The organism is Arthrobacter sp. zg-Y919, assembly GCF_030142045.1.
GTDB lineage: Bacteria > Actinomycetota > Actinomycetes > Actinomycetales > Micrococcaceae > Arthrobacter_B.
Window position 1 is genome coordinate 1,530,114 of the sequence record NZ_CP126242.1, and the last position, 24,484, is coordinate 1,554,597.

General features: G+C 65.4%; 20 protein-coding genes. 9 read left to right on the forward strand and 11 right to left on the reverse strand.

Annotated features, from left to right (window positions below):
* Positions 1 to 69: 69 nt before the first annotated feature.
* The 6 genes from QNO10_RS07270 to QNO10_RS07295 form a co-directional block, all read right to left on the reverse strand.
* Positions 70 to 1,407 (reverse strand): HNH endonuclease signature motif containing protein, encoded by a 1,338-nt coding sequence (locus QNO10_RS07270; protein ID WP_284162438.1) that lies wholly within the window; start codon positions 1,405 to 1,407, stop codon positions 70 to 72.
* Positions 1,408 to 2,205: 798 nt separating this feature from the next.
* Positions 2,206 to 2,535, reverse strand: a complete 330-nt coding sequence (locus QNO10_RS07275; protein WP_229948292.1) for a metal-sulfur cluster assembly factor — start codon at positions 2,533 to 2,535, stop codon at positions 2,206 to 2,208.
* Positions 2,536 to 2,558: 23 nt separating this feature from the next.
* Complete coding sequence (gene sufC / locus QNO10_RS07280) at positions 2,559 to 3,332, reverse strand: Fe-S cluster assembly ATPase SufC (RefSeq protein WP_229948290.1); 774 nt, start codon at positions 3,330 to 3,332, stop codon at positions 2,559 to 2,561.
* A 104-nt stretch (positions 3,333 to 3,436) separates the two neighbouring features.
* On the reverse strand, positions 3,437 to 4,771 hold the full coding sequence (gene sufD, locus QNO10_RS07285) for a Fe-S cluster assembly protein SufD (protein WP_229948288.1): 1,335 nt from the start codon (positions 4,769 to 4,771) through the stop codon (positions 3,437 to 3,439).
* Positions 4,771 to 6,246, reverse strand: a complete 1,476-nt coding sequence (sufB, locus tag QNO10_RS07290) for a Fe-S cluster assembly protein SufB (protein ID WP_269437823.1) — start codon at positions 6,244 to 6,246, stop codon at positions 4,771 to 4,773. The genes sufD and sufB overlap by 1 nt, the downstream gene beginning before the upstream one ends.
* Positions 6,246 to 6,998, reverse strand: coding sequence for a helix-turn-helix transcriptional regulator (locus QNO10_RS07295; RefSeq protein ID WP_229948286.1), 753 nt, complete (start codon positions 6,996 to 6,998; stop codon positions 6,246 to 6,248). The genes sufB and QNO10_RS07295 overlap by 1 nt, the downstream gene beginning before the upstream one ends.
* 152 nt (positions 6,999 to 7,150) lie before the next feature.
* Between QNO10_RS07295 and QNO10_RS07300 the strand changes: the two genes are divergently transcribed.
* Genes QNO10_RS07300 through QNO10_RS07310 form a run of 3 tightly spaced genes read left to right on the forward strand, consistent with a single transcriptional unit; the run spans position 7,151 to position 9,875 of the window.
* On the forward strand, positions 7,151 to 8,119 hold the full coding sequence (locus tag QNO10_RS07300) for an ABC transporter ATP-binding protein (protein ID WP_229948284.1): 969 nt from the start codon (positions 7,151 to 7,153) through the stop codon (positions 8,117 to 8,119).
* Positions 8,116 to 8,859, forward strand: coding sequence for an ABC transporter permease (locus tag QNO10_RS07305; RefSeq protein WP_229948282.1), 744 nt, complete (start codon positions 8,116 to 8,118; stop codon positions 8,857 to 8,859). Before QNO10_RS07300 ends, QNO10_RS07305 begins: the two co-directional genes overlap by 4 nt.
* A gap of 5 nt (positions 8,860 to 8,864) precedes the next feature.
* Entirely contained in the window at positions 8,865 to 9,875 is a 1,011-nt protein-coding gene (locus QNO10_RS07310; RefSeq protein WP_229948280.1) for a COX15/CtaA family protein, read from the forward strand.
* A gap of 1,183 nt (positions 9,876 to 11,058) precedes the next feature.
* Here QNO10_RS07310 and QNO10_RS07315 read toward each other — a convergent pair.
* Entirely contained in the window at positions 11,059 to 11,997 is a 939-nt protein-coding gene (locus QNO10_RS07315; protein ID WP_283995878.1) for a heme o synthase, read from the reverse strand.
* Between the two features lie 460 nt (positions 11,998 to 12,457).
* Here QNO10_RS07315 and tkt point away from each other — a divergent pair, with 460 nt between their 5' ends.
* From tkt to pgl, 6 genes are read left to right on the forward strand one after another with little or no spacing between them, the layout of a single operon-like run.
* Positions 12,458 to 14,647, forward strand: a complete 2,190-nt coding sequence (gene tkt / locus QNO10_RS07320) for a transketolase (protein WP_229948278.1) — start codon at positions 12,458 to 12,460, stop codon at positions 14,645 to 14,647.
* 26 nt (positions 14,648 to 14,673) lie between these two features.
* On the forward strand, positions 14,674 to 15,789 hold the full coding sequence (tal, locus tag QNO10_RS07325; RefSeq protein ID WP_229948276.1) for a transaldolase: 1,116 nt from the start codon (positions 14,674 to 14,676) through the stop codon (positions 15,787 to 15,789).
* A 6-nt stretch (positions 15,790 to 15,795) separates the two neighbouring features.
* A complete protein-coding gene (locus QNO10_RS07330) occupies positions 15,796 to 17,424 on the forward strand; it encodes a phosphoglucose isomerase-related protein (RefSeq protein WP_229948274.1) in 1,629 nt (542 codons plus the stop codon).
* Entirely contained in the window at positions 17,425 to 18,969 is a 1,545-nt protein-coding gene (zwf, locus tag QNO10_RS07335; RefSeq protein WP_229948272.1) for a glucose-6-phosphate dehydrogenase, read from the forward strand. It abuts the gene before it with no gap.
* On the forward strand, positions 18,966 to 19,901 hold the full coding sequence (locus tag QNO10_RS07340; protein ID WP_229948270.1) for a glucose-6-phosphate dehydrogenase assembly protein OpcA: 936 nt from the start codon (positions 18,966 to 18,968) through the stop codon (positions 19,899 to 19,901). Before zwf ends, QNO10_RS07340 begins: the two co-directional genes overlap by 4 nt.
* A complete protein-coding gene (pgl, locus tag QNO10_RS07345) occupies positions 19,898 to 20,719 on the forward strand; it encodes a 6-phosphogluconolactonase (protein ID WP_229948267.1) in 822 nt (273 codons plus the stop codon). Before QNO10_RS07340 ends, pgl begins: the two co-directional genes overlap by 4 nt.
* Before the next feature lie 108 nt (positions 20,720 to 20,827).
* Here the strand turns inward: pgl and secG are convergent, their stop codons facing one another.
* The 4 genes from secG to gap all read right to left on the reverse strand — a co-directional run bounded on the left by secG (position 20,828) and on the right by gap (position 24,310).
* Entirely contained in the window at positions 20,828 to 21,079 is a 252-nt protein-coding gene (gene secG / locus QNO10_RS07350; RefSeq protein WP_227921719.1) for a preprotein translocase subunit SecG, read from the reverse strand.
* Positions 21,080 to 21,140: 61 nt separating this feature from the next.
* Positions 21,141 to 21,956, reverse strand: coding sequence for a triose-phosphate isomerase (gene tpiA / locus QNO10_RS07355; RefSeq protein ID WP_229948264.1), 816 nt, complete (start codon positions 21,954 to 21,956; stop codon positions 21,141 to 21,143).
* A 100-nt stretch (positions 21,957 to 22,056) separates the two neighbouring features.
* Positions 22,057 to 23,283 (reverse strand): phosphoglycerate kinase, encoded by a 1,227-nt coding sequence (locus QNO10_RS07360; RefSeq protein WP_229948262.1) that lies wholly within the window; start codon positions 23,281 to 23,283, stop codon positions 22,057 to 22,059.
* A gap of 22 nt (positions 23,284 to 23,305) precedes the next feature.
* Positions 23,306 to 24,310, reverse strand: a complete 1,005-nt coding sequence (gap, locus tag QNO10_RS07365) for a type I glyceraldehyde-3-phosphate dehydrogenase (protein ID WP_229948259.1) — start codon at positions 24,308 to 24,310, stop codon at positions 23,306 to 23,308.
* Positions 24,311 to 24,484 lie beyond the last annotated feature (174 nt).

Sequence of the window (24,484 nt, forward strand, 5' to 3'; positions counted from 1 at the left end):
TCACGCGTAGGGCGGAACGAACGTCTGATCACCCGTAGGGCGGCCGCGTTCGACCGTGGCAGCGCGGTGTCAGAACGGCGGTGCTGCCTCCGGTCCTTTGCCACTCCCCGGACCGGATGCCGGATGAGGTGCCACATTCGGTGGGCCCAGTTCCAGGAAGGGATCGGTCCGGTAGGCGCGTCCGGTGGGCGAGGTCCACTGGATCACCCCGGGCGTGGGTTGGCAGGCTTTCCAATAACCAAGTGTCTTGAACCGGTGATGCCGGCGGCACAGGTGTTCCAGGTTCCCGTGGTCGGTAGGACCACCTTTCGCCCAATCAGTTGTGTGGTCGATGTCCGCGTTCGCGGTAGTGACCCGGCAGCCGGGGAACCGGCAGGTCCCGTCCCGGGCACGCAGCCAGCGGCGCAGTCCGGCGGGCACTTTTCGCCGCCTTCCCACCCCAAGGATTTCCCCGGTCCGCGGGTCCTGCGCGAGTCCGGTCCAACCTGCGGCGTTGCGAGCGAGCCTGCGGGCAGCCTCGGCGCTGATGGGTCCGTAGCCGTGCAGTTCCGCCGGCCGGTCATCGGCACCGAACAGTGTTTCGGCGTTGATCAGGACCATGATTTCCGCCCGCGGCACGGCACCGGTCTCATCGCCATCCCGGCAGTCGATTCCATCCGCGCCCGTTGCTGTCCCGCGATGGCTCCCCACCCCGCCGCCACGCGTGGAGCTGAGCCCGCCCATCAGCAGCTGCGCCAGGATGTCTGCCCGCAGCTGATCCGCGGTCCGGGTATCCCCATCGGACTGTTCGCCCCGCGCTGCGGTAGTCAGTGTTGCGTAAATCTGCTGGGCCTCCTCGGCCCGCAGATGAGCCGACAGGCAGGACATGCCATCCTCTTCACGATCCAGAGTGACCTTGCGCTGCTCGAACGCGGTGAGGTGTCTTTTCGCGATGGCGTCCGGGTACTGTTTCTCGCGCAGCCGCCGGGCCTTCGCGGAGAACTGCGCCCGGGTCTGCCCCTCGGCAGCCTCGAGCAGTTCGGATTCGAATTCCGGCAGTGCAGCGGAGGGGACGTTCTGACACTGGTCCAGCACCACCTGCGCGTGGGCGTAGCTGAACCGTCCTTCTTCCAGACCGGCCAGGGTGGCGGTATGGGTACTGCACAGGCTGCCCGCTTCGAACATCATGCGCTGGGCGGTGACCTGAGGAACGTTCAGAATGGTCGCGCATTCGGACGCTGCAACACTAAACGCCATCCCGGGCTCAACCCGCCCTGATGCATTGAAGAAGCGGTCCGTGAAGAGCTCTTCCACCCGGTTCACCAGCCGGGCCTGCTGTGCCTGCGCCCACGACATCAGGTGCGCCACCCTGGCTAAAGCGTCTCCGACAGTTTGCTCATCGAAGGCTTCCAGGTTCTGCAGCGCCAACGTTCCGGTGAAGCCATCCGGGTACAGGCGCTCAGGGCTTCCTACGTCGCCCCGATCATCAGCGCTGGCAGGACTTTCGTCGGCAGCGGATGTGAAAGCAGTGTCTGTAATTCCGGCCCCGGTCCCGGCACCGGAGTTGGAGTTGGCGGCTCGCCAGGGAGGGCTTCCAGCCGGAGCGGCGTCAGCGGCCTGCTCGGCAGAAGTTGGGAAGAGGGAAGGGCCGCGATCTGCATCCAGTTCCGCCCGGTACACCGCTAGGGTGCAGGGCGTCTCTGCGCCACCAGTCCGTCCTTCCGGCTGCTGGTCTTCTTCATGCTGCTCTTCGGTTATCCGTTCGGTGTTCCCGAGCTGATCCATGCTTCAGGATTTCATCCGGCACTGACAATTTCGGGTCGAAAACAGGCCCAAAACGGCCCGTCAGGAAAGCTCTCATACTCGTCTTTTCAGGACGATTACCTAGCGGGCCGTCAGCCGTCAGCCGCAACGCGGGATGGACGCGGCGAGCCAGACTTCCGAATCCGAGCCATGGAAATCCACCGACAGAGACACTGATTGAGGGCGCTCCAGCATCCTAGGCGTCGGGCTGCCAGACGTTCACTTCAGTGAAATCGCGGCAAAGCAGCCACTGGCCCTCGAGCCGTCAGGATTCCATCAACAGGGCCCGCCCGGTCACGTCGCCGCCTGAACGGTAGGTCATTCCGTAGGACACCACGAACTCGTCCCGGCCGCGTACACAACTGCACACAGAAAGGGCCGCCCCCGGATCTCCGGGAGCGGCCCTTTCAGCTGCAGAACCTGCTAGATGTTGAAGCCGAGGGCCCGCATCTGGTCGCGGCCGTCGTCGGTGATCTTGTCAGGTCCCCACGGCGGCATCCACACCCAGTTCAGGCGCCACTCATCAACGACGCCGTCCAGGGCCTGGGCGGTCTGCTCTTCGAGCACATCGGTCAGCGGGCAGGCCGCCGTCGTCAGTGTCATATCGATCAGAAGTGCACCGTCTTCGGCGTACTTCAGTCCGTAGAGCAGCCCGAGGTCAACGACGTTCACCCCGAGTTCGGGGTCGATGACGTCCTTAAGGGCCTCTTCAACGTCCTCAAGGGACGTTGTGGCCAGTTCGGAGTCGCTCATATTTGCTCCTTCAGCTGTCTTTATTAGGCGCCGGCTGCGGCGGCGTTGGCGCCGGTGAAGCGGTCGTAGCCTTCTTCTTCGAGGCGGTCGGCAAGTTCCGGGCCGCCCTGCTCGGCGATGTGGCCGTCAACGAAGACGTGTACATAGTCGGGCTTGATGTAACGAAGGATACGCGTGTAGTGCGTGATGAGCAGCGTGCCCATGCCGCCCTTGGAGTGCTCGCGGTTAACGCCTTCGGAGACGATCTTCAGGGCGTCGACGTCGAGGCCGGAGTCGGTCTCGTCGAGGATGGCGATCTTCGGGTGGAAGAGTTCCATCTGCAGGATCTCCACGCGCTTCTTCTCGCCGCCGGAGAAGCCCTCGTTGACGTTGCGCTGGGCGAAGTCGGCGTCGATACGCAGCTCGGCCATGGCCGCCTTGACGTCCTTGGTCCAGTGGCGCAGCGAGGGGGCTTCGCCGTCGAGCGCGGTCTTGGCGGTACGCAGGAAGTTGGTCATGGTGACGCCGGGAACCTCAACCGGGTACTGCATGGCCAGGAAGAGGCCGGCGCGGGCACGCTCGTCAACGCTCATCGCGAGGACGTCTTCGCCGTCGAGCGTGATGGAGCCGCTGTCGACGCTGTAGCGCGGGTGGCCGGCAATGGTGGAGGCCAGCGTGGACTTGCCGGAACCGTTGGGGCCCATGATGGCGTGTGTCTCACCGGTGTTGATGGTCAGGCTGACACCCTTCAGGATCGGCTTGCGGCCCTGTTCGGTCTCAATGCTGACGTGAAGATCCTTGATCTCAAGAGTAGACATGCGAGTTGGCTTTCTCCTTTGCACCCGCGGGTGCGTTACTAAGCTTTGGCGTTGGAAGGCGAGAGGGTCCGGGTGCCGGATTGCTCCGGCACCCGGACTCGATCTCAGTAGGCTCCGGAGGCTTCGAGCTCGCGCTCGACGGCGTCGGTGAGACGCTCTTCCAGGGCAGGAACCTTGATCTGCTGGATGATCTCGGTGAGGAAGCCCCGGACCACCAGGCGGCGGGCGGTGTCCTCGGGGATGCCGCGTGCCATCAGGTAGAACAGGTGCTCGTCGTCGAACCGGCCGGTGGCGCTGGCGTGGCCGGCACCTTCGATCAGTCCGGTTTCGATCTCCAGGTTCGGCACGGAGTCGGCCCGGCCGCCCTCGGTCAGCAGCAGGTTGCGGTTGACCTCGTACGTATCGGTGCCTTCAGCTTCCTTGCGGATCAGGACGTCGCCAACCCAGACAGTGTGCGCATCGCGGCCCTGCAGGGCGCCCTTGTACATCACGCGGGACTTGCAGTTAGCCACGGCGTGGTCCACGAAGAGGCGCTGTTCCAGGTGCTGGCCGGCATCTGCGTAGTACAGGCCGAACATCTCCACGTCGCCGCCGGTGGCGGTGAACTTGGAGGACGGCGTGACGCGCACCAGGTCGCCGCCGAGGCTGACGACGACGTGCTTGAACTTCGCGTCGCGGCCGATCTTGGCGTACTGCGCGGAGGCGTGCACCGCGTCGTCGTCCCAGTCCTGGACGGAGACAACGGTCAGTTCCGCACCGTCGCCCACCACGATTTCCACGTTCTGGGACAGCACTGCCGAACCCTTGTGGTCCAGGACCACAACACCCTTGGAGAACTTCTCCGCGGTGATGACGATGTGCTGCGCGGACGGATCCTTGCTGACACCGTTGATGGTCAGCGTGACGCTGCCATCGACCACGGTCTCGGCGGGAATGGTCACGGCAGTGGCCTCGCGGAAGTCTTCCCACGCGGCGGCGGCAACCCGGTCTTCGGGGATGCCTGCCGAACCGATGCGGGCATCGGTGCGGGCAATGCTTTCAACCCGCACGCCGTCGGGCGCGACGACGGCGAGCTCGGGAGCCGTGCCGTCCAGGTCCGCGGTGTGCAGGCCGCGCAGGCGCTTGAGCGGGGTAAACCGCCAGTCTTCTTCACGTCCGGTCATTTTGCCGAAGTCAGCACGGTGGAAAGAGGTGGTCCGGCCGGCGCGTGAGCTGTCCGGGATGCCCTCTCCGCCACCGTGGCTGTGGGACTTGCTGCTGTCGCCGCCCAGCGGTGAGGAGGCCTCGTTCAGCGGGGAAAGGTTTTCGCCCTCCTCGGTGAAGCCGTCAATGCGTACACGGTTGGTTTCCCGAGGGGAACCTACCTTCGCCTTGACCTCCTCCACTACATTGCTGACCTTTTCGGTCACGGTTTCGACGACGTCGTTAAGCTTCGACATTAACCGACGGCTCCTTCCATCTGGAGTTCGATGAGGCGGTTGAGTTCAAGGGCGTATTCCATCGGCAGCTCACGGGCGATCGGCTCAATGAAGCCGCGCACGATCATTGCCATTGCCTCGTCCTCGGGAAGGCCGCGGGACATGAGGTAGAACAGCTGCTCCTCGCTGACGCGGGAAACAGTCGCTTCGTGGCCCATGGTCACGTCATCCTCGCGGATGTCCACGTACGGGTACGTGTCCGAGCGGGAGATCGTGTCCACCAGCAGGGCGTCACAGCGCACGGTGTTGGCCGAGTGCGTGGCGCCTTCGCGGACCTGGACCAGGCCGCGGTAGGCGGCGCGTCCGCCGCCGCGGGCCACGGACTTGGAAATGATGGAGCTCTTGGTGTTCGGGGCAATGTGGACCATCTTGGATCCGGTGTCCTGGTGCTGGCCTTCGCCGGCGAAGGCGATGGACAGCGTCTCACCCTTGGCGTGCTCGCCGACCAGGTAGACAGCCGGGTACTTCATGGTGACCTTGGAGCCGATGTTGCCGTCGATCCATTCCATGGTCGCGCCTTCGTGTGCAATGGCGCGCTTGGTCACCAGGTTGTACACGTTGTTGGACCAGTTCTGGATGGTCGTGTAGCGGACGCGGGCGCCCTTCTTCACGATGATTTCGACGACGGCGGAGTGCAGCGAGTCCGAGGTGTAGATCGGTGCGGTGCAGCCCTCGATGTAGTGGACGTAGGAATCCTCGTCCGCAATGATCAGGGTGCGCTCGAACTGGCCCATGTTCTCCGTGTTGATACGGAAGTAGGCCTGCAGCGGGATCTCCACGTGGACGCCCTTGGGGACGTAAACGAAGGAGCCGCCGGACCACACGGCAGTGTTCAGCGAGCCGAACTTGTTGTCACCGACCGGGATGACGGTGCCGAAGTATTCCTGGAACATCTCCGGGTGTTCCTTCAGCGCGGTGTCGGTGTCCAGGAAGATAACGCCCTGGCGTTCCAGGTCCTCGCGGAGCTGGTGGTACACCACCTCGGACTCGTACTGCGCTGCGACGCCGGAAACCAGGCGGCCGCGCTCAGCTTCGGGGATGCCGAGCTTCTCGTACGTGTTGCGGATGTCCTCGGGAAGGTCTTCCCAGGTGTTCGCCTGCTTCTCCGTGGAGCGCACGAAGTACTTGATGTTGTCGAAGTCGATGCCGGAGAGGTCTGCGCCCCAGGTCGGCATGGGCTTGCGCTCGAAGTACTTCAGGCCCTTCAGGCGAAGGTCCAGCATCCACTGCGGCTCGCTCTTCTTAGCCGAAATGTCGCGGACGACTTCCTCACTCAGGCCACGGCGGGCGGTTGCGCCGGCAATGTCCGAGTCTGCCCATCCGTACTCGTATGTACCGATGCCCTCGAGTTCGGGGTTCTTCTCCAGGATGTCTGAAATCACAGACTCCGGCACCATGGAAGGTGCCGTTGGCTTCTGGGTTACTTGATCCGTCATCACGGCCTTTCTTGCTGATGAATGGATGTGGACTGGTTGGTCTCGGCGTGCAGTGGAACCTGCGGCGCGGATCGGGTCCGGCCCACGGGAATGTGGGTCGTACAAACGTGGCCGCCCCTGGAGAGCGTGGACAGTCGGCGGACGTCCACCTCCAGGAGGCGGGCAAAAACTTCGGTCTCCTTGTCACAGAAGACGGGGTAGGCCGTGGCGAGTCCCTGGATGGGGCAGTGCGCCTGGCACAGCTGGATACTCAGCAGCGTGCTCTTCTTCGCGGCGGCGCCGATCATGGTGGTCGACGCGACGAAGCCGTCCTTGGTCAGTTCGGCGGCCAGCGCCTCGGCGCGGTCGGCGACCTCGGGGCCGGCGGCCTCGACGACGGGACGGTAGCGTTCCTCCATGCGGCCGAAACGCTCTGCGGCGAAAGCCTCAATTGCCTGGGGTCCGAGGGCGGCGCCGAGCTGGCGCAGCGCTTCGGTGGCGATGTCAAGGTAATCGTTGCCCAGGTGTGCCTGGCCCTGCGGGCTGAGGACGTAGCGGCGTGCAGGCCGCCCTGCCCCGGAGGATGAGTTGCGGACGAGCTTGACCTGGATCAGGCCCTTCCCGGACAGCGCATCCAGGTGCCGGCGCACGGCGGCAGGCGTGAAGCCCAGCCGTTCGCCCAGTTCCGCAGCGCTGACAGGACCGTGTTCCAGTACGGCACCCAGTACTTTGTCCCGGGTGCGCTCCTCCGCCTCGCGGGCAGCACTAGGCACGGCCGCTGCCTTAGTCTCAGAGTTGCTCACAGAATACACAACACAAGCATGACCTAATCTGTTCCCCGATTCCACTAAGGCAAGGCTTGCCATCGCCCGGAATAGCGGGCCAGGCCGTCCGTGCCGGGACGCTGTACTACCTAACGTAGAATATGCAGGTGCCTACCGATGAACCCTGCCTGACCATTAAAGGTCTGATCAAGGACTGTGGCCCGGTTGCTGGTCTCGACGGCAAAATGATCCGCGTACTCGCCGGCGTCGACTTCACAGCCCACCGCGGCTCCGTCACAGCCCTGCTCGGCGCCAACGGTGCCGGCAAGACCACCACGCTGGAGTGTGCCCAAGGCCTTCAGCCCATTAACGGCGGCGAAATCCGGCTGCTCGGGCAGGACCCCTACGGAGCGGACGCACACCTGCGCAGCCGCGTCGGCGTGATGCTCCAGGAAGGCGGCCTCCCGCCGTCGGCCCGCCCTGTGGCCCTGCTGGAGCATGTTGCCCGGATGTACCAGGAACCCCGTCCCGTGGCTGAACTCGTGGAACGCCTGGGCATCGGCAGCTTCGCCAACACCGGCATCCGGCGGCTCTCCGGCGGGCAGAAACAGCGCCTGGCCATGGCTGCGGCGCTGATCGGCCGGCCTGAAGTTCTTTTCCTGGACGAGCCCAGCGCAGGCCTCGATCCACAGTCGCGCCAGATCGTCTTCGATCTGATCGCCGAGCTGCGGGCGGAGGGGATGGGCATCATCCTCACCACCCACCTGATGGATGATGCGCAGAAGCTGGCGGACTACGTCTACATCATCGACGCCGGCAAGACCGTCGCCTCGGGTACCGTGGCCGAGCTGATCTCCGAAGCCGGCTCCCCCGCCGAACAGCGCCTGCTGACGTTCGACGCCGCACCCGGCCTTGACGTCGCAGCCCTCGCCTCCGGTCCGCTGCACCACCTCGAAGCAGTGGAAGCCGCACCCGGACACTATGCCGTCCGCGGCACCCTGACACCGCCGGACCTCGCCGCCGTGGCCGGCTGGTGGGCGGAGCGGGACATCCTGCCATCCTCGGTCCACATGGCCTCCCGCACCCTGGAGGACGTTTTCCTCGACCTTTCCGGAAGGACCATCCGTTGAGTGCTCCCGCATCGCTTCAGGCCCGTATCCTGAACCAGGGCCGCTACGAGGCCGTCATGATGCTGCGCAACGGTGAGCAGCTGATCCTCGCCGTCGTCCTGCCGCTGCTCGCGATGGTGGCACTGGTCGTCACTCCCCTGCTGGACGGTTACGGCACCAGCCGGATCAATATGGCCACCCCGGGCATCTTTGCCCTCTGCGCCATGTCCACTGCCTTCACCGGACAGGGCATCGCCACCGGCTTCGACCGGCGCTACGGTGTGCTGCGCTACCTTTCCACCACCCCGCTGGGGCGTGCCGGCCTGATCGCCGGGAAGGTCATTGCGGTCCTGGCCGTCCTGGCCATCCAGGTGGTGCTGGTGTCCGTGGCGGCGCTGCTCTTCGGCTGGCAGCCGGAGCTCAGCGGGCTGCTGCCGGCCGCGGCCCAGTTGGTCCTGGGCGCAGTGGCGTTTACGGCGCTGGGCCTGCTGGTCGCCGGCACCGTGCGGCCTGAGGCAACCCTGGCCATTACCAACCTGCTCTGGATCCTCCTGGCGGCCGCCGGCGGTATCATCATCCCCGTGGGGCACCTGCCCGGCGTGCTGCAGCCCTTCATCGAGGTCCTTCCGTCGGCTGCCTTGGGTGACGCCCTGCGCTCGGCCCTCATCGATTCACAGTTCAACATTTCCGCCACCCTGATTCTTCTGGTGTGGACAGTACTGGGCGGCCTGGGTGCCGTCCGATGGTTCAAATGGAGTTAGAAACCGTGTCACAGACCTCGGCTGGTGTCCCCGCCCGGCAAACCCACGTTCCCGCCGCGGGACGCCTCATCCGCAGCCTCGCCGTTGCCTCGCTGGTGGCCAATATCGTGATCGTGGTGACCGGCGGCGCCGTGCGGCTGACAGCGTCCGGCCTGGGCTGCCCCGAGTGGCCGCTGTGTACTGCCGATTCCCTCGTGACGACGCCGGAAATGGGTCTACACGGGATCATTGAGTTCGGCAACCGGCTGCTGACGTTCGTGCTGACCGCGGTTGCCTTCGCGACGGTGTTCTCCGTCTGGCGGGTGCGCCATGAACGCCGCGATCTCTGGTGGCTGTCCATCGGCCTGCTGGCCGGCGTCCCGGCCCAGGCCGTCATCGGCGGGATCACCGTCCTGACCGACCTCAATCCGTGGGTCGTGGGGCTGCACTTCCTTGCCTCCACGGTCATGATCAGCGTTGCCGTGGTGATGGTGAACCGAACCCGGCTTTCCGTCCTCGATCTTGCCGCCCGCCACGCGCCGCTGGCAGATAAGACCCTGCGTCCGCTGCTGGGCGCCATCGGTGTCCTGTCCGCGCTGACCGTGGTGCTGGGCGTTGTGGTCACCGGTTCCGGTCCGCACGCCGGAGACCATGGCGCAGCACGCAACGGACTGAACCCGGACCTGATCACCCGCATCCACGTGGTCCCTGTCTATCTGCTGGTCTTTGCCCTGGCCGTCGCCCTGTACCTGGTTTACCGCCGGAACGCGGATGCACGGGTACGCCGGGCAGTGGTGCTGCTCGCCGTCGTCGTCCTGGCCCAGGCTGCGATCGGCTATGCCCAGCACTTCCTGCACCTGCCCATTGCCCTGGTGGCGCTGCACATGTTGGGTGCCTGCCTGCTGACGGCTGCCGCTGCGCAGACTGTCTACATTGGATTCAACAAGCAGGTTCCCGGTGGTGCGGCTGTTGCTGTGGCCCAGGCCCGGGCGGCCAGGAACGTCCGGGGCCGGAAGTCCCCGGCTGGCCGGAAGTAGTACCTGCTGGAAGCATTCTCGGACGGAAGTAGCGCCGTTCCGTGAAGGGCCGGATCCCCTGGGGTCCGGCCCTTCTTTTGTGTCCGGTCTTCCCACTCCGGTCTTCCGTCTCCGGCGCCGCCGTTGGAGCGTTCTGGGGCAAGGAACGCGGGTCAAGCGTTCATAGTGCAGTTGATGCTGTTTGGACTGCCCACTGGCAGCATCAACTGCACCATGAACAGGCGGGTGGGGTCCGGCCGATCGTTGACTGTACAGATAACGGGGTCATGCGGGGTTTCGGGGCACTGGGTGTACAGATAACGGGGTCATCTGCGGTTCCCGGGGCACTGGGTGTACAGATAACGGGGTCATCCGGGCTTTTTAGCCCCGTTATCTGTACTACCGAATCTGTACTCCGGATGGCTATGGCCGCTCGCAGGGGACTATCCCCCGGACAGGGTCCCACCCGCTGGTTCACTCACCAGGCTCACGTGTCCCAAGTTCTGTAATGCCGTGGTCGGAAGAGCTGGAACATCGCTATGCGGGCAGCTTCTGGACTGCGCTGCCTGATTCCCTCCGGTTCGTGACAAACCCTGCACCGTGCGGCGGAGGGATTGCCACAAAGTGGAGGGTTTCCGACAAACCGGAGGGTGGCGCGCACAGGGTCCCACTCCCTGGTGCTGCTGTGGCTGGGGTGGTCCCACCAGCAACACCTGTCCCCAAGCCTGGGCTGCTGTGCTCCGGAGGGCTTGTTCCCCGCACAGGGTCCCACGCCCTGGGGCTCGAGTGGCTGGCGTGGCCCCACCAACAACAGCCGTCCCCCTTCCTGGGATGCTGTGCTCGGGACGGGACGATTCCCGCACAGGGTCCCACACCCTGGTGCTGCTGTGCCTGCAGTGGTCCCACCGGTACCACCTGTCCCAATGTCTGGGATGCTGTGCGCAGTGGCTGTCCCCCGCACAATGCCCCCCCGTCCTGGTGATGCCAGCGAGTCATTGCTGGAGCAGCGCGAAGGACGGGGTTAGGCGGCTTTAATACTCCTGCGAGCTCCGCGGGCCGGGAGTTTCGTTGCCGCAGTTCCGGAACGCCCTACCCCCACCCGGACACAACGCCCCACCCCGGCCCGCACCCAGCACCAACGCCCCCGGACACAACAATGGCCGGACCCCGAGGGGATCCGGCCACCGTAAAGCGGAGTGAAAAGCTAAACCAGCGCGCTTCCCACGAACGGGTCCACGGCCAGGGCCAGGAAAAGGATCGTGAGGTAGCTGATGGACAGGTGGAAGACCTTCATGGCCGACTTGTCGTTGAGGTCTTCGCGCTGCGCCCGGGAGTGCAGCTTGTGCGCCTCGGCTACGAACCAGCCGCCGGACAGCACCGCGGCAATGGTGTAGACCCAGCCGGCACCGCCGACAGGAATCAGGAGCAGGGAGCAGGCCACCGTGGCGTAGGCGTACAGGACCACCTGGACGGAGACGAGCTTCGCACCGGCGACCGCACCGAGCATCGGCACGCTGGCGTTGCGGTAGTCCTCCCCGTACTTCATCGACAGGGGCCAGTAGTGCGGCGGCGTCCACAGGAAAATGATCATGAACAGGATGATGGCCGGCCATTCAACCTTGTTGGTGACGGCAGCCCACGCGATGAGCACGGGCATGCAGCCGGCGGCACCGCCCCAGACAATGTTCTGGGTGGTGCGGCGCTTGAGGATCAGCGTGTAGAAGACCACGTAGAGCAGGATGGCGCCGACGCCGAGCAGACCCGTCAGCGGGTTGGCACCGAACCAGAGCAGGACGATGGAGACAATACCCAGCACCCAGGCAAAGACCATTGCCTCCCGCGGAGAAACCTCGCCGGTGACCAGCGGACGGTTCTTGGTCCGCTTCATGAGCTTGTCCATGTCGCGGTCGATGTAGCAGTTGAAGGCACCTGCGCTGCCTGCAGCAAGGGCACCGCCGACCATCGTGGCCAGGATCAGGCCCAGGGACGGAAGTCCCTGCTCGGCGAAGATCATGGTGGGCAGGGTGGTCACGAGCAGGAGTTCGATGACGCGCGGTTTGGTGAGCGCCACGTAAGCCCGGACCTTGCGGCCCGCCGTCATCTTCCCCGTGTGGACCGGGGACTCGGCATGCTGGGTAGTCACGAAGCGATCACTTTATCCAATCTGGAACGAAAAAGTCCGTCCTCATCATAACCTCTATCGGCTGTAGAAATCGAAGCATGGAATACGCATGGGCGCATCCGTCTCTACTCAGTCCCCGCCGCCCCCGCACACAGGTGGACAACCTGCGGCCAGGGCGGCAGGAAGCAGGCTTAGACGATAAGGTTGGAAGTGAGCTGTCCCGCAGGCGATAACCCAGCAATAACCTGCCAATATCACTGCCGGACGGGAAAAGTAACAAGCACTATGTAAGCAGTATCCGCGGCTCTGCTGTGGAATGCGGAACAAGTTATGCCGTGAACGCGGTATGGATTTGCGTCTGCCGTTGGTTGTAGTGGTAAAGGAACCGGACGCACCCCGTTCACGGGGGCATCCGGGCATGTCCGGCAGCTGTATGGCGCCGGTTATCTGCAGAGAGAGGGGCCCGGTAAACGTGCCACATATGGAAGAGCAAGAACTGATCTGGACCGAGACCGACCGCAAGGCAGTGGACACCGTCCGTGTCCTCGCAGCCGACGCCGTCGAAAAGGTCGGCAACGGCCACCCCGGCACGGCCATGAGCCTGGCCCCGGCCGCCTACCTTCTATTCCAGAAGGTCATGCGCCATGATCCGTCCGATCCGCAGTGGATCGGACGCGACCGCTTCGTCCTGTCCCCCGGGCACACTTCCCTGACCCTGTACATTGAGCTCTTCCTCTCCGGCTACGGCCTGGAACTCGAAGACCTGCAGTCCCTGCGTACCTGGGGTTCCAAGACTCCCGGCCACCCGGAATACCGCCACACCGACGGCGTCGAAATCACCACCGGACCGCTGGGCCAGGGCCTTGCCTCCTCCGTCGGCTTCGCGTTTGCCCAGCGCCGGCTGCGCGGCCTCCTGGACGCCGACGCCGCCGAGGGCACCAGCCCGTTCGACCACACCATCTGGGTCATTGCGTCCGACGGCGACCTCCAGGAAGGCGTCACGGCCGAGGCTTCCTCGCTGGCCGGCCACCAGGAACTCGGCAACCTCGTGGTGATTTACGACGAGAACCACATCTCGATCGAAGACGACACCGACATTGCCTTCACCGAAGACGTGCTGAAGCGCTACGAAGCCTACGGCTGGCACACCCAGCGGGTGGACTGGACCAAGACCGGCGACTACGTCGAAGACGTCCACGAGCTGTACAACGCCCTGATGGCGGCCAAGGCCGAAACGAACCGGCCCTCGATCATCTCCCTGCGCACCATCATCGGCTGGCCTGCACCCAACAAGCAGAACACCGGCAAGATCCACGGCTCCGCCCTGGGCACCGACGAAGTGGCAGCACTGAAGGAAACGCTGGGCTTCGACCCGGCCAAGAACTTCGACGTCGACCCCGAGGTCCTCGAGCACGCCCGGCAGGCAGTAGCCCGCGGCGCCGAGGCCCACCAGAAGTGGAACGAAGGCTTCAAGGCCTGGGAAGAAGCCAACACCGAAGGCTCCGCCCTGCTGGCCCGCCTCGAAAAGGGCGAGCTCCCCGAGGGCTGGGAAGCATCGCTGCCCGTCTTCGAAGCCGGCAAGGACATGTCCACCCGTGCCGCGTCCGGCAAGGTCCTCTCCGCCATCGGCCCGGCACTGCCGGAACTCTGGGGCGGCTCCGCCGACCTCGCCGAGTCCAACAACACCACCATCGAAGGATCGCCCTCCTTCATTCCCGCCGGGAAGCAGACCAACGCCTGGTCCGGCAACCCGTACGGCCGCGTGCTGCACTTCGGCATCCGCGAACACGCCGCGGCGTCGATCGTCAACGGCATCACGATGCACAGCAACACCCGGGCCTTCTCCGGTACGTTCCTGATCTTCAGCGACTACCAGCGCCCGGCCATCCGCCTCGGCGCCCTGATGGGCGTCCCTGCCATCTATGTCTGGACCCACGACTCCATCGGCCTGGGCGAAGACGGACCCACCCACCAGCCGGTGGAACAGCTGGCCTCCCTCCGCGCGATCCCGGGGCTCGACGTCGTCCGCCCGGGTGACGCGAACGAGGTGGCCGTCGCTTGGCGGACCATCCTGGAGAACACCGAGAACCCGGCCGGCATTGTGCTCACCCGCCAGAACATCCCCACCTACGCCCGTGGCGAGGGTGCGGCCACGGCCACCGAGTTCGGTTCCGCCGAAGGGGCGGCACGCGGCGGTTACATCCTCGCCGAAGCCGTCCGCGACGGCAGCGTCGTTACCCCGGACGTCATCCTGGTCGGCACCGGCTCCGAGGTGCAGCTTGCTGTTGAGGCCCGCGAAGCCCTCGCCGCCGAAGGCGTAGCTGCCCGCGTGGTCTCGATGCCGAGCATCGAATGGTTCAACAAGCAGGACAAGGAATACCGCGAGTCCGTCCTGCCGAAGGACATCCGCGCCCGGGTTTCCGTCGAAGCGGGCATTGCCCTCGGCTGGCGCGAGATCGTCGGCGACGCCGGCCGCAGCGTCTCCCTGGAGCACTTCGGCGCATCGGCCGACTACAAGACACTGTTCCGCGAATTCGGCATCACCGCCGACGCCGTGGCCCAGGCTGCGCGCGACTCCCTCGCCGCTGCCGGCGGCAACGGATCCGCCCCCGACGGCACCACCGGCGCCGCTTCCGGAGCGCAGTCCACCGAGACCGGCGACCAGCAGTAACCCCCTGATCTAAAGGAGCATCACCAATGACTTCCACTCCCACAGCCCGGCTTTCCGAAGCCGGTGTCTCCATCTGGCTGGACGACCTCTCCCGCGAACGGATTGTCTCCGGTTCGCTGAAGAAGCTCATCGATGAGCGGAACGTGGTCGGTGTGACCACGAACCCGAGCATCTTCGCCGCAGCACTGGCCAACGGCGCGTCCTACGCCGCCCAGGTGCAGCAGCTCTCGCGCTCGGGCGCCGACGTCGACAAGTCCGTCTTCGAAATCACGACCGACGACGTCATCCAGGCCTGCGACCTCTTCGCACCGGTCTACGAGGCCACCAACGGCGTCGACGGCCGCGTCTCCATCGAGGTTGATCCGCGTCTCTCGCGCGACACCCAGGGCACCATCAACGAGGCGAAGGAACTCTTCGACAAGGTTGGCCGCGCCAACGTCCTGATCAAGATTCCCGCCACGCAGGAAGGCCTGCCGGCGATCACCGCCACGCTGGCCGCCGGCATCAGCGTCAACGTGACCCTGATCTTCTCCCTCGAGCGCTACCGCGAGGTCATCAACGCGTACATGCTCGGCATTGAGCAGGCGAAGGAAAACGGGCACGACCTCTCCACCATCCACTCGGTGGCTTCCTTCTTCGTCTCCCGCGTGGACGCCGAGATCGACAAGCGTCTCGACGCCATCGGCTCCGACGAGGCTCAGGGCCTGAAGGGCAAGGCCGGTCTCGCCAACGCCCGCCTGGCCTACCAGGTCTTCGAAGAGCAGTTCGCCTCCGAACGCTGGCAGGTACTCGGCGCCGCCGGAGCCAACGCACAGCGTCCGCTCTGGGCCTCCACCGGCGTCAAGGACCCGGCCCTGCCGGACACCCTGTACGTCACGGGCCTCGTAGCACCGAACTCGGTGAACACCATGCCGGAGAAGACGCTGGAAGCCACTGCGGACCACGGCGAAGTCACCGGTGACACCATCACCGGCACGTACGCCGAGTCCAACACCGTCCTGGACCAGCTCGACGGCCTGGGCATCTCCTACAACGACGTTGTGGAGCAGCTGGAGACCGAAGGCCTCGAAAAGTTCGTGGTCAGCTGGGGCGAACTCCTCCAGACCGTTCAGAACGCGCTGGATACCGCGAAAGAGGCATAGGAAAAAATGACCACACTGTCCTTTGAAGCAGCCGGAGCGGCAGGCGCTGCCGTCGATGCCAAGGTGCCCGAACTCGTGGGAGATGAAGTTGCCTCCCGCCTCGTGGCACAGGACCCCACCCTGTGGGGACCCGATGCCGAAGCCGAGGCGTCGATACGCCTGGGCTGGCTCAATCCCGGGGAAAGCTCCCGGCCGCTCGTGGGACAGATCGCGGCGCTTCGGGAAGAGCTCGCCGCCGAGTCAGTGACCCGCGTGGTCCTGGCCGGCATGGGCGGCTCTTCCCTGGCGCCCGAGGTCATTACCCGCTCCGCGGGTGTGGATCTGACCGTGCTGGATTCCACCGATCCCGACGTCGTCGCCGCAGCACTGGGCGACCGGCTGGCCGAAACCGTCATCGTGGTGAGCTCGAAGTCTGGCTCCACCGTGGAGACGGATTCACAGCGCCGGGTCTTCGAACAGGCCTTCACCGACGCCGGCATCGACGCCAAGTCCCGCATCGTGGTCGTCACCGATCCGGGGTCGCCGCTCGAGGCGGCAGCCCGGGAAGCCGGCTACCGCGCCGTCTTCAACGCCGACCCGAACGTGGGCGGCCGCTATTCCGCCCTGACCGCGTTTGGACTGGTGCCCTCGGGCCTGGCCGGCGCGGACATCGAGTCCCTGTTGGACGACGCGGAGCTGACCGCCGAAATGCTGCGGGACGACGCGCCCGACAATATCGGCCTGCAGCTCGGGGCGGCCCTTGGCGGCACTGAACCGCTGCGCAACAAGATCGTGATCGTGGACGAAGGCTCCGGATTGGCCGGCTTCCCCGACTGGGCCGAACAGCTGATCGCCGAATCCACCGGCAAGCTCGGCACGGGCCTGCTGCCCGTCGCCGTCGAGCCCGGCGCCCCGGAAATGACGTCCGGTGCCGGTGACGTGCTGACCGTACGGATTGTTCCCGTCGACTCGGAGATCATCCCCGAGGGAGACCAGGTAGTCGTTTCCGGCAGCCTGGGCAGCTCGATGATGCTCTGGGAATTCGCCACTGCGGTGGCCGGACGGCTGCTGAACATCAACCCGTTCGACCAGCCCGACGTCGAGGCTGCGAAGAAGGCAGCACGTGGCCTCCTGGACGCCACTCCGGAGCCGACGGAACCGTCCTTCGTCGACGGCTCCGTCGAGGTGCGCGGACCGGCCGACCTGCTCGGCACCGCCCATACCCTCCGCGGCGCCCTTGCCGCGCTTCTCCGGCACCTGGGCCCGGACGGCTACGTCAGCGTCCAGGCATACCTTGACCGCTTCCGGCAGGCCGGACTCGCGGACATCCGCCCCGAGCTCGCCACGGCCACCGGCCGTCCCGTCACGTTCGGCTGGGGACCGCGCTTCCTGCACTCCACCGGCCAGTTCCACAAGGGCGGACCGGCGCAGGGCGTGTACCTGCAGATCACCGGCAAGCCGGGCGAGGATGTCACGATCCCCGACCGGCCGTTTACCTTCGGCGAACTCATCAGCGCCCAGGCCGCCGGTGACGCCACCGTCCTCGCAGACCAGGGCCGTCCGGTCCTGCGGCTGCACCTGCTCAACCGGGACGAGGGAGTCCGCGAAATCGCGAACGTTGTCCGTGCCCTTGCCACGGACGGAAGCGGGGACTAAATGGCCGGTGAGGAAAAGGCCGGAACAGGCAACCCGCTCCGGGATCCGCGCGACCGCCGGCTGAGCCGGATCGCCGGACCCTCTTCCCTGGTGATTTTCGGAGTCACTGGAGACCTGGCCCGAAAGAAGCTCATTCCGGCCGTCTACGACCTTGCCAACCGCGGCCTGCTTCCTCCCAGCTTCTCACTGGTTGGATTCGGCCGCCGGCCCTGGAGCGACGAGGATTTCGCTGCGCAGGTCAAGGAATCGGTGCAGGCCCATGCACGGACCGATTTCAGCGAGGGCGTCTGGAAGCAGCTGGCCGAAGGCATCCGGTTTGTCGAGGGAGGCTTTGACAGCGATGAGGCCTTCGAAAACCTGAAAAAGACTCTCGAAGACCTGGATGAACAGCGTGGAACCCGGGGCAACCATGCGTTCTACCTCTCGGTTCCGCCCAAGTCGTTCGAGCAGGTCTGCCAGCAGCTCTCCGAGCACGGGCTGGCCAAGACCTCAGAGGGCAAATGGCGGCGGGTGGTGATTGAAAAGCCGTTCGGCCACGACCTCGCTTCGGCACGGGAACTGAACAATGTGGTGGAGTCCGTCTTCCCGGCCGACTCGGTGTTCCGCATCGACCACTACCTGGGCAAGGAAACCGTCCAGAACATCCTGGCACTGCGCTTCGCCAATCAGCTGTTTGAGCCCATTTGGAACGCCAACTACGTGGACCACGTGCAGATCACCATGGCCGAGGACATCGGCATCGGTGGCCGCGCCGGGTATTACGACGGCGTGGGCGCCGCCCGCGACGTCATCCAGAACCACCTGCTGCAGCTGCTGGCGCTGACCGCCATGGAAGAACCCATCTCCTTCAACGCGGAGCACCTCCGCGCCGAAAAGGAGAAGGTGCTGGCAGCCGTCCGACTGCCGGAGGACCTCTCCCGCAGCTCCGCCCGCGGCCAGTACACGGGCGGCTGGCAGGGCGGCGAAAAGGTGACCGGCTTCCTGGAGGAGGAAGGCTTCAACCCCGAGTCGAAGACCGAAACCTTCGCCGCCGTCCGCCTGGACATCAATACCCGCCGCTGGGCAGGCGTGCCGTTCTACCTCCGCGCCGGGAAACGGCTCGGCCGCCGCGTCACCGAAATCGCCGTCGTTTTCAAGCGCTCCCCCAACCTGCTGTTCCGGGAACACAACGAAGATGACTTCGGGCAGAACGCCGTCGTCATCCGGGTGCAGCCCGACGAAGGAGCCACCATCCGCTTCGGCTCCAAGGTGCCCGGCACCCAGATGGAAGTGCGGGACGTGTCCATGGACTTCGGTTACGGACATTCCTTCACCGAGTCCAGTCCCGAAGCCTATGAACGGCTCATCCTCGACGTACTGCTGGGTGAGCCGCCGCTCTTCCCACGCCACCAGGAAGTGGAGCTGTCCTGGAAGATCGTGGATCCGTTCGAGGAATACTGGGCATCGCTCGACTCCCAGCCGGAACCGTACGCCCCCGGAAGCTGGGGACCTGACTCGGCGAATGAGCTCCTCGCCCAAGATGGAAGGACATGGAGAAGGCCGTGATAGTAGACCTGCCGGGCACCACCACCTCCAAGGTGTCCAAGGAAATTGTTGCCATGCGCGAAATGGGTGGGGTCGTGACCCTCGGGCGTGTGCTCACCCTCGTCGTGGATACCCAGCCGGACTTTGTGGAAGAGGCCATTGCCGCCGCCAACGAAGCCAGCCGCGAACATCCCTGCCGGATCATCGTGCTGGCCGAGGGCAGCCCGGACGATGAGACGCGCCTTGACGCACAGATCCGGGTGGGCGGCGACGCCGGTGCCTCCGAGGTGATTGTCCTGTCCGGGCACGGAGAACTGGCCGGCGAAAGCGAGTCCCTGGTGTCCGCCCTGCTGCTGCCCGACGCTCCGATCGTTGCCTGGTGGCCGCATGGGGTTCCGGAGGATCCGGCGAAGACACCGCTGGGCGCAATTGCACACCGGCGGATCACCGACGCCGCAACCGAAGATGACCCTAAAAAGGCCCTGCTCGGGCTGGCCGACTCCTATGCGGCCGGCGACACGGACCTGAGCTGGACCCGGCTGACCAACTGGCGGGTGCAGCTGGCTGCAGTGCTGGACGGTGGAGCCGCAGCCCAGGTCGAGTCCGTCGTCGTTGAAGGCGCCTCGGATTCGGCCAGTACCTTCCTGCTGGCGGCCTGGCTGAAAAAAGCTCTGGACGTACCCCTGGAAATCATCGAAGGGGAAGCGGGAACGGGCATCCACCGGGTAGTGTTTAGGCGCCGGGACGGAGAGGTCGAACTGTCCCGGCCTGACCAGGTCACCGCCCATCTGCGGCAGCCCGGGCAGCCGAAGCAGCAGATTTCCCTCCCGCGGCGGACCCTGCGTGACTGCCTGGCCGAGGAACTCCGCCGGTTGGATCCGGACGAGGTTTTCGGAGAAGTACTTACTGAGGGACTGGCGGCATGCCTGTCCCAGGAAGGGGCGCACGCATGACGCACTCCCCCAACGGCGTCAGCATCCATCCGGATCCGCAGGCACTCGTCGCGGCGACGGCTGCCCGCCTGATCACCAAGCTCGTGGATGTCCAGAGCCGGCGCGGGGAGGCCACCGTGGTGCTGACCGGTGGAACGGTGGGCATCGCGACGCTGGAAGCCGTGACGGCCAACCCCGCGCGCACTGCCGTTGACTGGACGCGCGTGAACTTCTGGTGGGGGGATGAACGGTTCCTTCCCGCCGGCCACCCGGAGCTGAACTCCGTGCAGGCACGGAAGGCCATGCTCGAACCGCTCGGCGTTCCGGCCGCACGGATCCATGCGTGCGCGACAGCCGACGACGTCGCTTCCGTCGAGGACGCAGCCGCGGACTATGCCACGCGGCTGGCCGAGGCCGCTGCCGACGAGCACCTTGCCCGCGGATTCGAGTCCGTAGACCCGCGGCTCCCCCGCTTTGACGTGCTCCTGCTGGGCGTGGGACCGGACGCGCACATCGCATCGCTGTTCCCGGAAACCCCGGGCGTCCGCACCACCGGGCAGACCACCGTCGCGGTCCGGGATGCTCCCAAGCCTCCCCCGGAGCGGATCTCCTTGACGCTGGAAAGCATTACCACGGCCGCTGAAGTCTGGCTGGGCGTTGCTGGCAAAGACAAGGCAGGCGCCGTCGGCCTGGCGCTGGCCGGGGCCGGCGAGATCCAGGTTCCGGCAGCGGGCGCACGCGGCAGGACCAAGACCCGGTGGCTGATTGATCAGGCCGCAGCCTCACAGCTGTCCCAGCGGCTCTTCGCCTCCGAAGACACCGAGGCCGAAGACGCGTAGTCCCGGCCCGGTCAGCGGCTAAACCCCGCTAAACCCGGTCAAAAGGAAAGACCCCCGGAAAATCCGGGGGTCTTTCCTTTTAAGGAGTTTTCGGTGGCTCCTGAGGGGCTACGCTTCGCCGGCGAAGCGCTGGATCAGTCCAAGCGCCACGATGACGACACCCCAGGAAATGGCCAGCGCCACGGTGAAGCGGTTCAGGTTCTTTTCGGCAACACCCGAGGAGCCCAGGCTGCTGGTCATGCCGCCGCCGAACATGTCCGACATACCGCCGCCGCGGCCCTTGTGGAGCAGGATCAGCAGCGTCAGCAGCAGGCTCGTGATGGCAAGGAGGACCAGCAGGACGATCTTCAGAATTTCCACTTACGGCCTTTCGGGTGACTCATGGACTGGAGACGCCGCTGCGGCGCGCTTCAGCTGCAGGTCAGTCAGTCACCAGGTGTTGTTCGAACCTGACAATATTAGCAAATTCGCCCACATCCAAACTGGCGCCGCCCACGAGCACGCCGTCTACGTCCCGTTCACCCAGAATGCTGGCAGCATTCGCCGCCTTGACGGAGCCGCCGTACAGCAGGCGCGTCTTGGCTGCCACGGAGTCATCGTAAAGATCAGCTATCTCGGCACGGATCGCCGCGCACATTTCCTGCGCATCTTCGGGGCCGGCAACTTCGCCGGTGCCGATGGCCCAGACGGGTTCGTAGGCGATGACGAGGCTGGAAACCTGTTCGGCGTCCAGGCCTGCAAGGCCCCCGCGGACCTGCTCCAGGGTGTGCGGCACGTGGTCCCCGGCCTGCCGTACTTCAAGGCCCTCGCCGACGCAGAGGATGGGGACCAGGTTGTTACGGTAGGCGGCCTTGAGCTTTTCATTCAGCAGTTCATCGCTCTCACCGTGCACGGACCGGCGTTCGCTGTGGCCCACCAGGACGTAGCTGCAGCCGAGCTTCGAGAGGAACTGGCCCGAGATATCACCCGTGTAGGCACCGGAATCCTTCGGGGAAAGATCCTGCGCCCCGTATTCCACCTTCAGCTTGTCCCCCGCCACCAGCGTCTGCGTGCTGCGCAGATCGGTGAACGGCGGGAAAACCACCACCTCCACCCGGCCGTAGTCATGGCGGGCATCGCTGAGCGTCCACGCCAGCTTCTGCAGGAGGGTGATGCCCTGGACATGGTCCATGTTCATTTTCCAGTTGCCGGCGATCAGGGGTGTGCGGTCGAACTTGCCGTTCGTGGAGGTGGTCATGGTTGCTCCGGTTTCTTGCTAGTGTGCACCGGCCGTGCCGGCCGGGAGGAATGGGACAGACACGTGCGGGCCCGCTGGGCAGCGGACCCGCACGGGGTTACTACTTGTCGAGGACGGTCAGGCCCGGGAGGGCTTTGCCTTCCAGGTATTCGAGGCTCGCGCCGCCACCCGTGGAAATGTGGCCGAAGTCGGCTTCCGAGAAGCCGAGCTTCCGGACGGCTGCAGCGGAATCGCCGCCGCCGACCACACTGAAGCCGCTGGACTCCTTCAAGGCCTGGGCAACGGCACGGGTGCCGTTGGCAAAGGCTTCGAACTCAAACACGCCCATGGGGCCGTTCCAGAAGATGGTCCTGCCGCCGCGGATCCGCTCGGCGAACGCAGCCGCGGAATCGGGACCGATGTCCAGGCCGAGCCCGGAGGCGCCGAACCGGCCGTTCTCCATCGCGTCGGCCGGAACGGTCTCCACATCCGCGTCCGCTGCGAACTTATCCGCCACCACAATGTCGGTGGGCAGGACGAATTCGCAGCCGACCTCCTTTGCCCGGGACAGGTACCCCTTCACGTTTTCGATCTGGTCCGTCTCGAGCAGGGAGGCACCGACGTTGTGGCCCTGGGCAGCCAGGAACGTAAAGACCATGCCGCCGCCCACCAGCAGATAGTCCGCGCGGTCCATCAGGTTCTCGATCACGGCCAGCTTGTCGGACACCTTGGAACCGCCCAGTACCACCACATAGGGCTTCTCCGGGTTCTCGGTGAGGCGCTTGAGCACCTCAACCTCGGTGTGGACCAGGCCGCCCTCATAGGCCGGCAGTACCTCGGCGATGTCGTACACGCTGGCGTGCCTGCGGTGCACGGCACCGAAAGCATCGTCAACGTAGGCACCGTTGTCACCGGTCAGGGCTGCCAGCTCCCCTGCCAGCGCCTGGCGTTCGCCGTCGTCCTTGGAGGTTTCGCGGGCGTCGAAGCGGATGTTCTGCAGCACCAGGACGGACCCGGCGGCCAGCGAACCGGCCAGTTCGCGGGCACTGTCCCCCACCACATCGGAGGCGAACTCCACCGGGAAGGCGGAGAGTTCGTCAAGGCGGTCGACGGCGGGACGCAGCGAGTACTTCTCGTCCGGCGCGCCCTTGGGGCGTCCGAGGTGGGCCATCACAATGACCTTTGCCCCGTGCTCCACGAGGGTCTGCAGGGTGGGGATCGATGCCCTGATGCGTCCGTCATCGGTAACCCGGCCGTCATCCAGCGGTACGTTCAAGTCCGAGCGGACCAGGACGTATCTGCCGTCGACGCCGTCACTGATCAGGTCGGGGAGAGTTTTGACAGTCATTTCTACCTTCGGGTGCGGTCGGTTAAAGCTTGGAGGCGACGAGTTTGGTGAGGTCAACCAGGCGGCAGGAGTAGCCCCACTCGTTGTCGTACCAGCCCACGACCTTCACCTGGTTCCCCATAACGCGGGTCAGGCCGGAGTCGAAGATGCACGAGGCTGGGTCGGTGACGATGTCGGAGGAGACAATCGGCTCGTCGGTGTAGCGCAGGATGCCTGCCAGCGGTCCGCTGCCCGCGGTCTTGTAGACCTCGTTGATCTGTTCCACCGTGGCTTCCTTGGAAACCGTCACGGTGAGGTCGGTGACCGAACCGGTGGGCACCGGAACACGCAGCGCGAAGCCGTCCAGCTTGCCGTCGAGGGCCGGCAGGACCAGGCCGATGGCCTTGGCAGCCCCGGTGGTGGTCGGCACGATGTTGAGGGCCGCTGCGCGGGCACGGCGGAGGTCGCGGTGCGGGCCGTCCTGCAGGTTCTGGTCCGCGGTGTACGCGTGAACGGTGGTCATCAGGCCGCGTTCAATGCCGAACGCCTCGTGCAGGACCATGGCCAGCGGGCCCAGGCAGTTGGTGGTGCAGGAGGCGTTGGAGATGATGTTGTGCGACGCGGGGTCGTAGTCGCCGTCGTTGACACCCATCACCACGGTGAGGTCCGCGCCCTTGCCCGGCGCGGAGATCAGGACCTTCTTGGCACCGGCATCGATGTGCTTTTTGGCGTCTTCGGCCTTGGTGAAGAATCCGGTGGACTCAATCACGATGTCCACGCCAAGGTCGGCCCAGGGAAGGTTCGAGGGGTCCCGCTCGGCGAGGACCCGGATGGTCTTGCCGCCAACAATAATGTTGCCCTCGCGTACTTCGACGTCGGCGCCCAGGCGGCCGGTCACGGAATCGTATTTGAGGAGGTGGGCGAGGGTTTCGGGACTGGTGAGGTCATTGACGGCGACGATGTCGAGGTCGGCGTTCTGCTCCAGGGCCGCCCGGAAGTAGTTGCGGCCGATACGTCCGAATCCGTTGATTCCAACACGAGTAGTCACTGTTCTGTCTCCTTGAGCTAGGGGTTCAATCGAGAGCTGTGTGACCTCAGGGTTAGAAGCCACCGGACTAACTGCGGCCTGACACTTCCGCTCGGGAATACCTTCCAGCCGCGGGACCGTGGCCCCGTCCCGCCGGTGCCGGAAAGCACCGGACGGGACCGGACCTACGGAATT

Coding starts and splice junctions, on each gene's coding strand:
- tal (WP_229948276.1), top strand. CDS start 14,674: ATGACTTCCACTCCCACAGCCCGGCTTTCCGAAGCCGGTGTCTCCATC.
- sufC (WP_229948290.1), bottom strand. CDS start 3,332: ATGTCTACTCTTGAGATCAAGGATCTTCACGTCAGCATTGAGACCGAA.
- QNO10_RS07275 (WP_229948292.1), bottom strand. CDS start 2,535: ATGAGCGACTCCGAACTGGCCACAACGTCCCTTGAGGACGTTGAAGAG.
- QNO10_RS07360 (WP_229948262.1), bottom strand. CDS start 23,283: ATGACTGTCAAAACTCTCCCCGACCTGATCAGTGACGGCGTCGACGGC.
- sufD (WP_229948288.1), bottom strand. CDS start 4,771: ATGTCGAAGCTTAACGACGTCGTCGAAACCGTGACCGAAAAGGTCAGC.
- sufB (WP_269437823.1), bottom strand. CDS start 6,246: ATGACGGATCAAGTAACCCAGAAGCCAACGGCACCTTCCATGGTGCCG.
- QNO10_RS07300 (WP_229948284.1), top strand. CDS start 7,151: ATGCAGGTGCCTACCGATGAACCCTGCCTGACCATTAAAGGTCTGATC.
- zwf (WP_229948272.1), top strand. CDS start 17,425: ATGGCCGGTGAGGAAAAGGCCGGAACAGGCAACCCGCTCCGGGATCCG.
- QNO10_RS07330 (WP_229948274.1), top strand. CDS start 15,796: ATGACCACACTGTCCTTTGAAGCAGCCGGAGCGGCAGGCGCTGCCGTC.
- pgl (WP_229948267.1), top strand. CDS start 19,898: ATGACGCACTCCCCCAACGGCGTCAGCATCCATCCGGATCCGCAGGCA.
- tkt (WP_229948278.1), top strand. CDS start 12,458: ATGGAAGAGCAAGAACTGATCTGGACCGAGACCGACCGCAAGGCAGTG.
- tpiA (WP_229948264.1), bottom strand. CDS start 21,956: ATGACCACCTCCACGAACGGCAAGTTCGACCGCACACCCCTGATCGCC.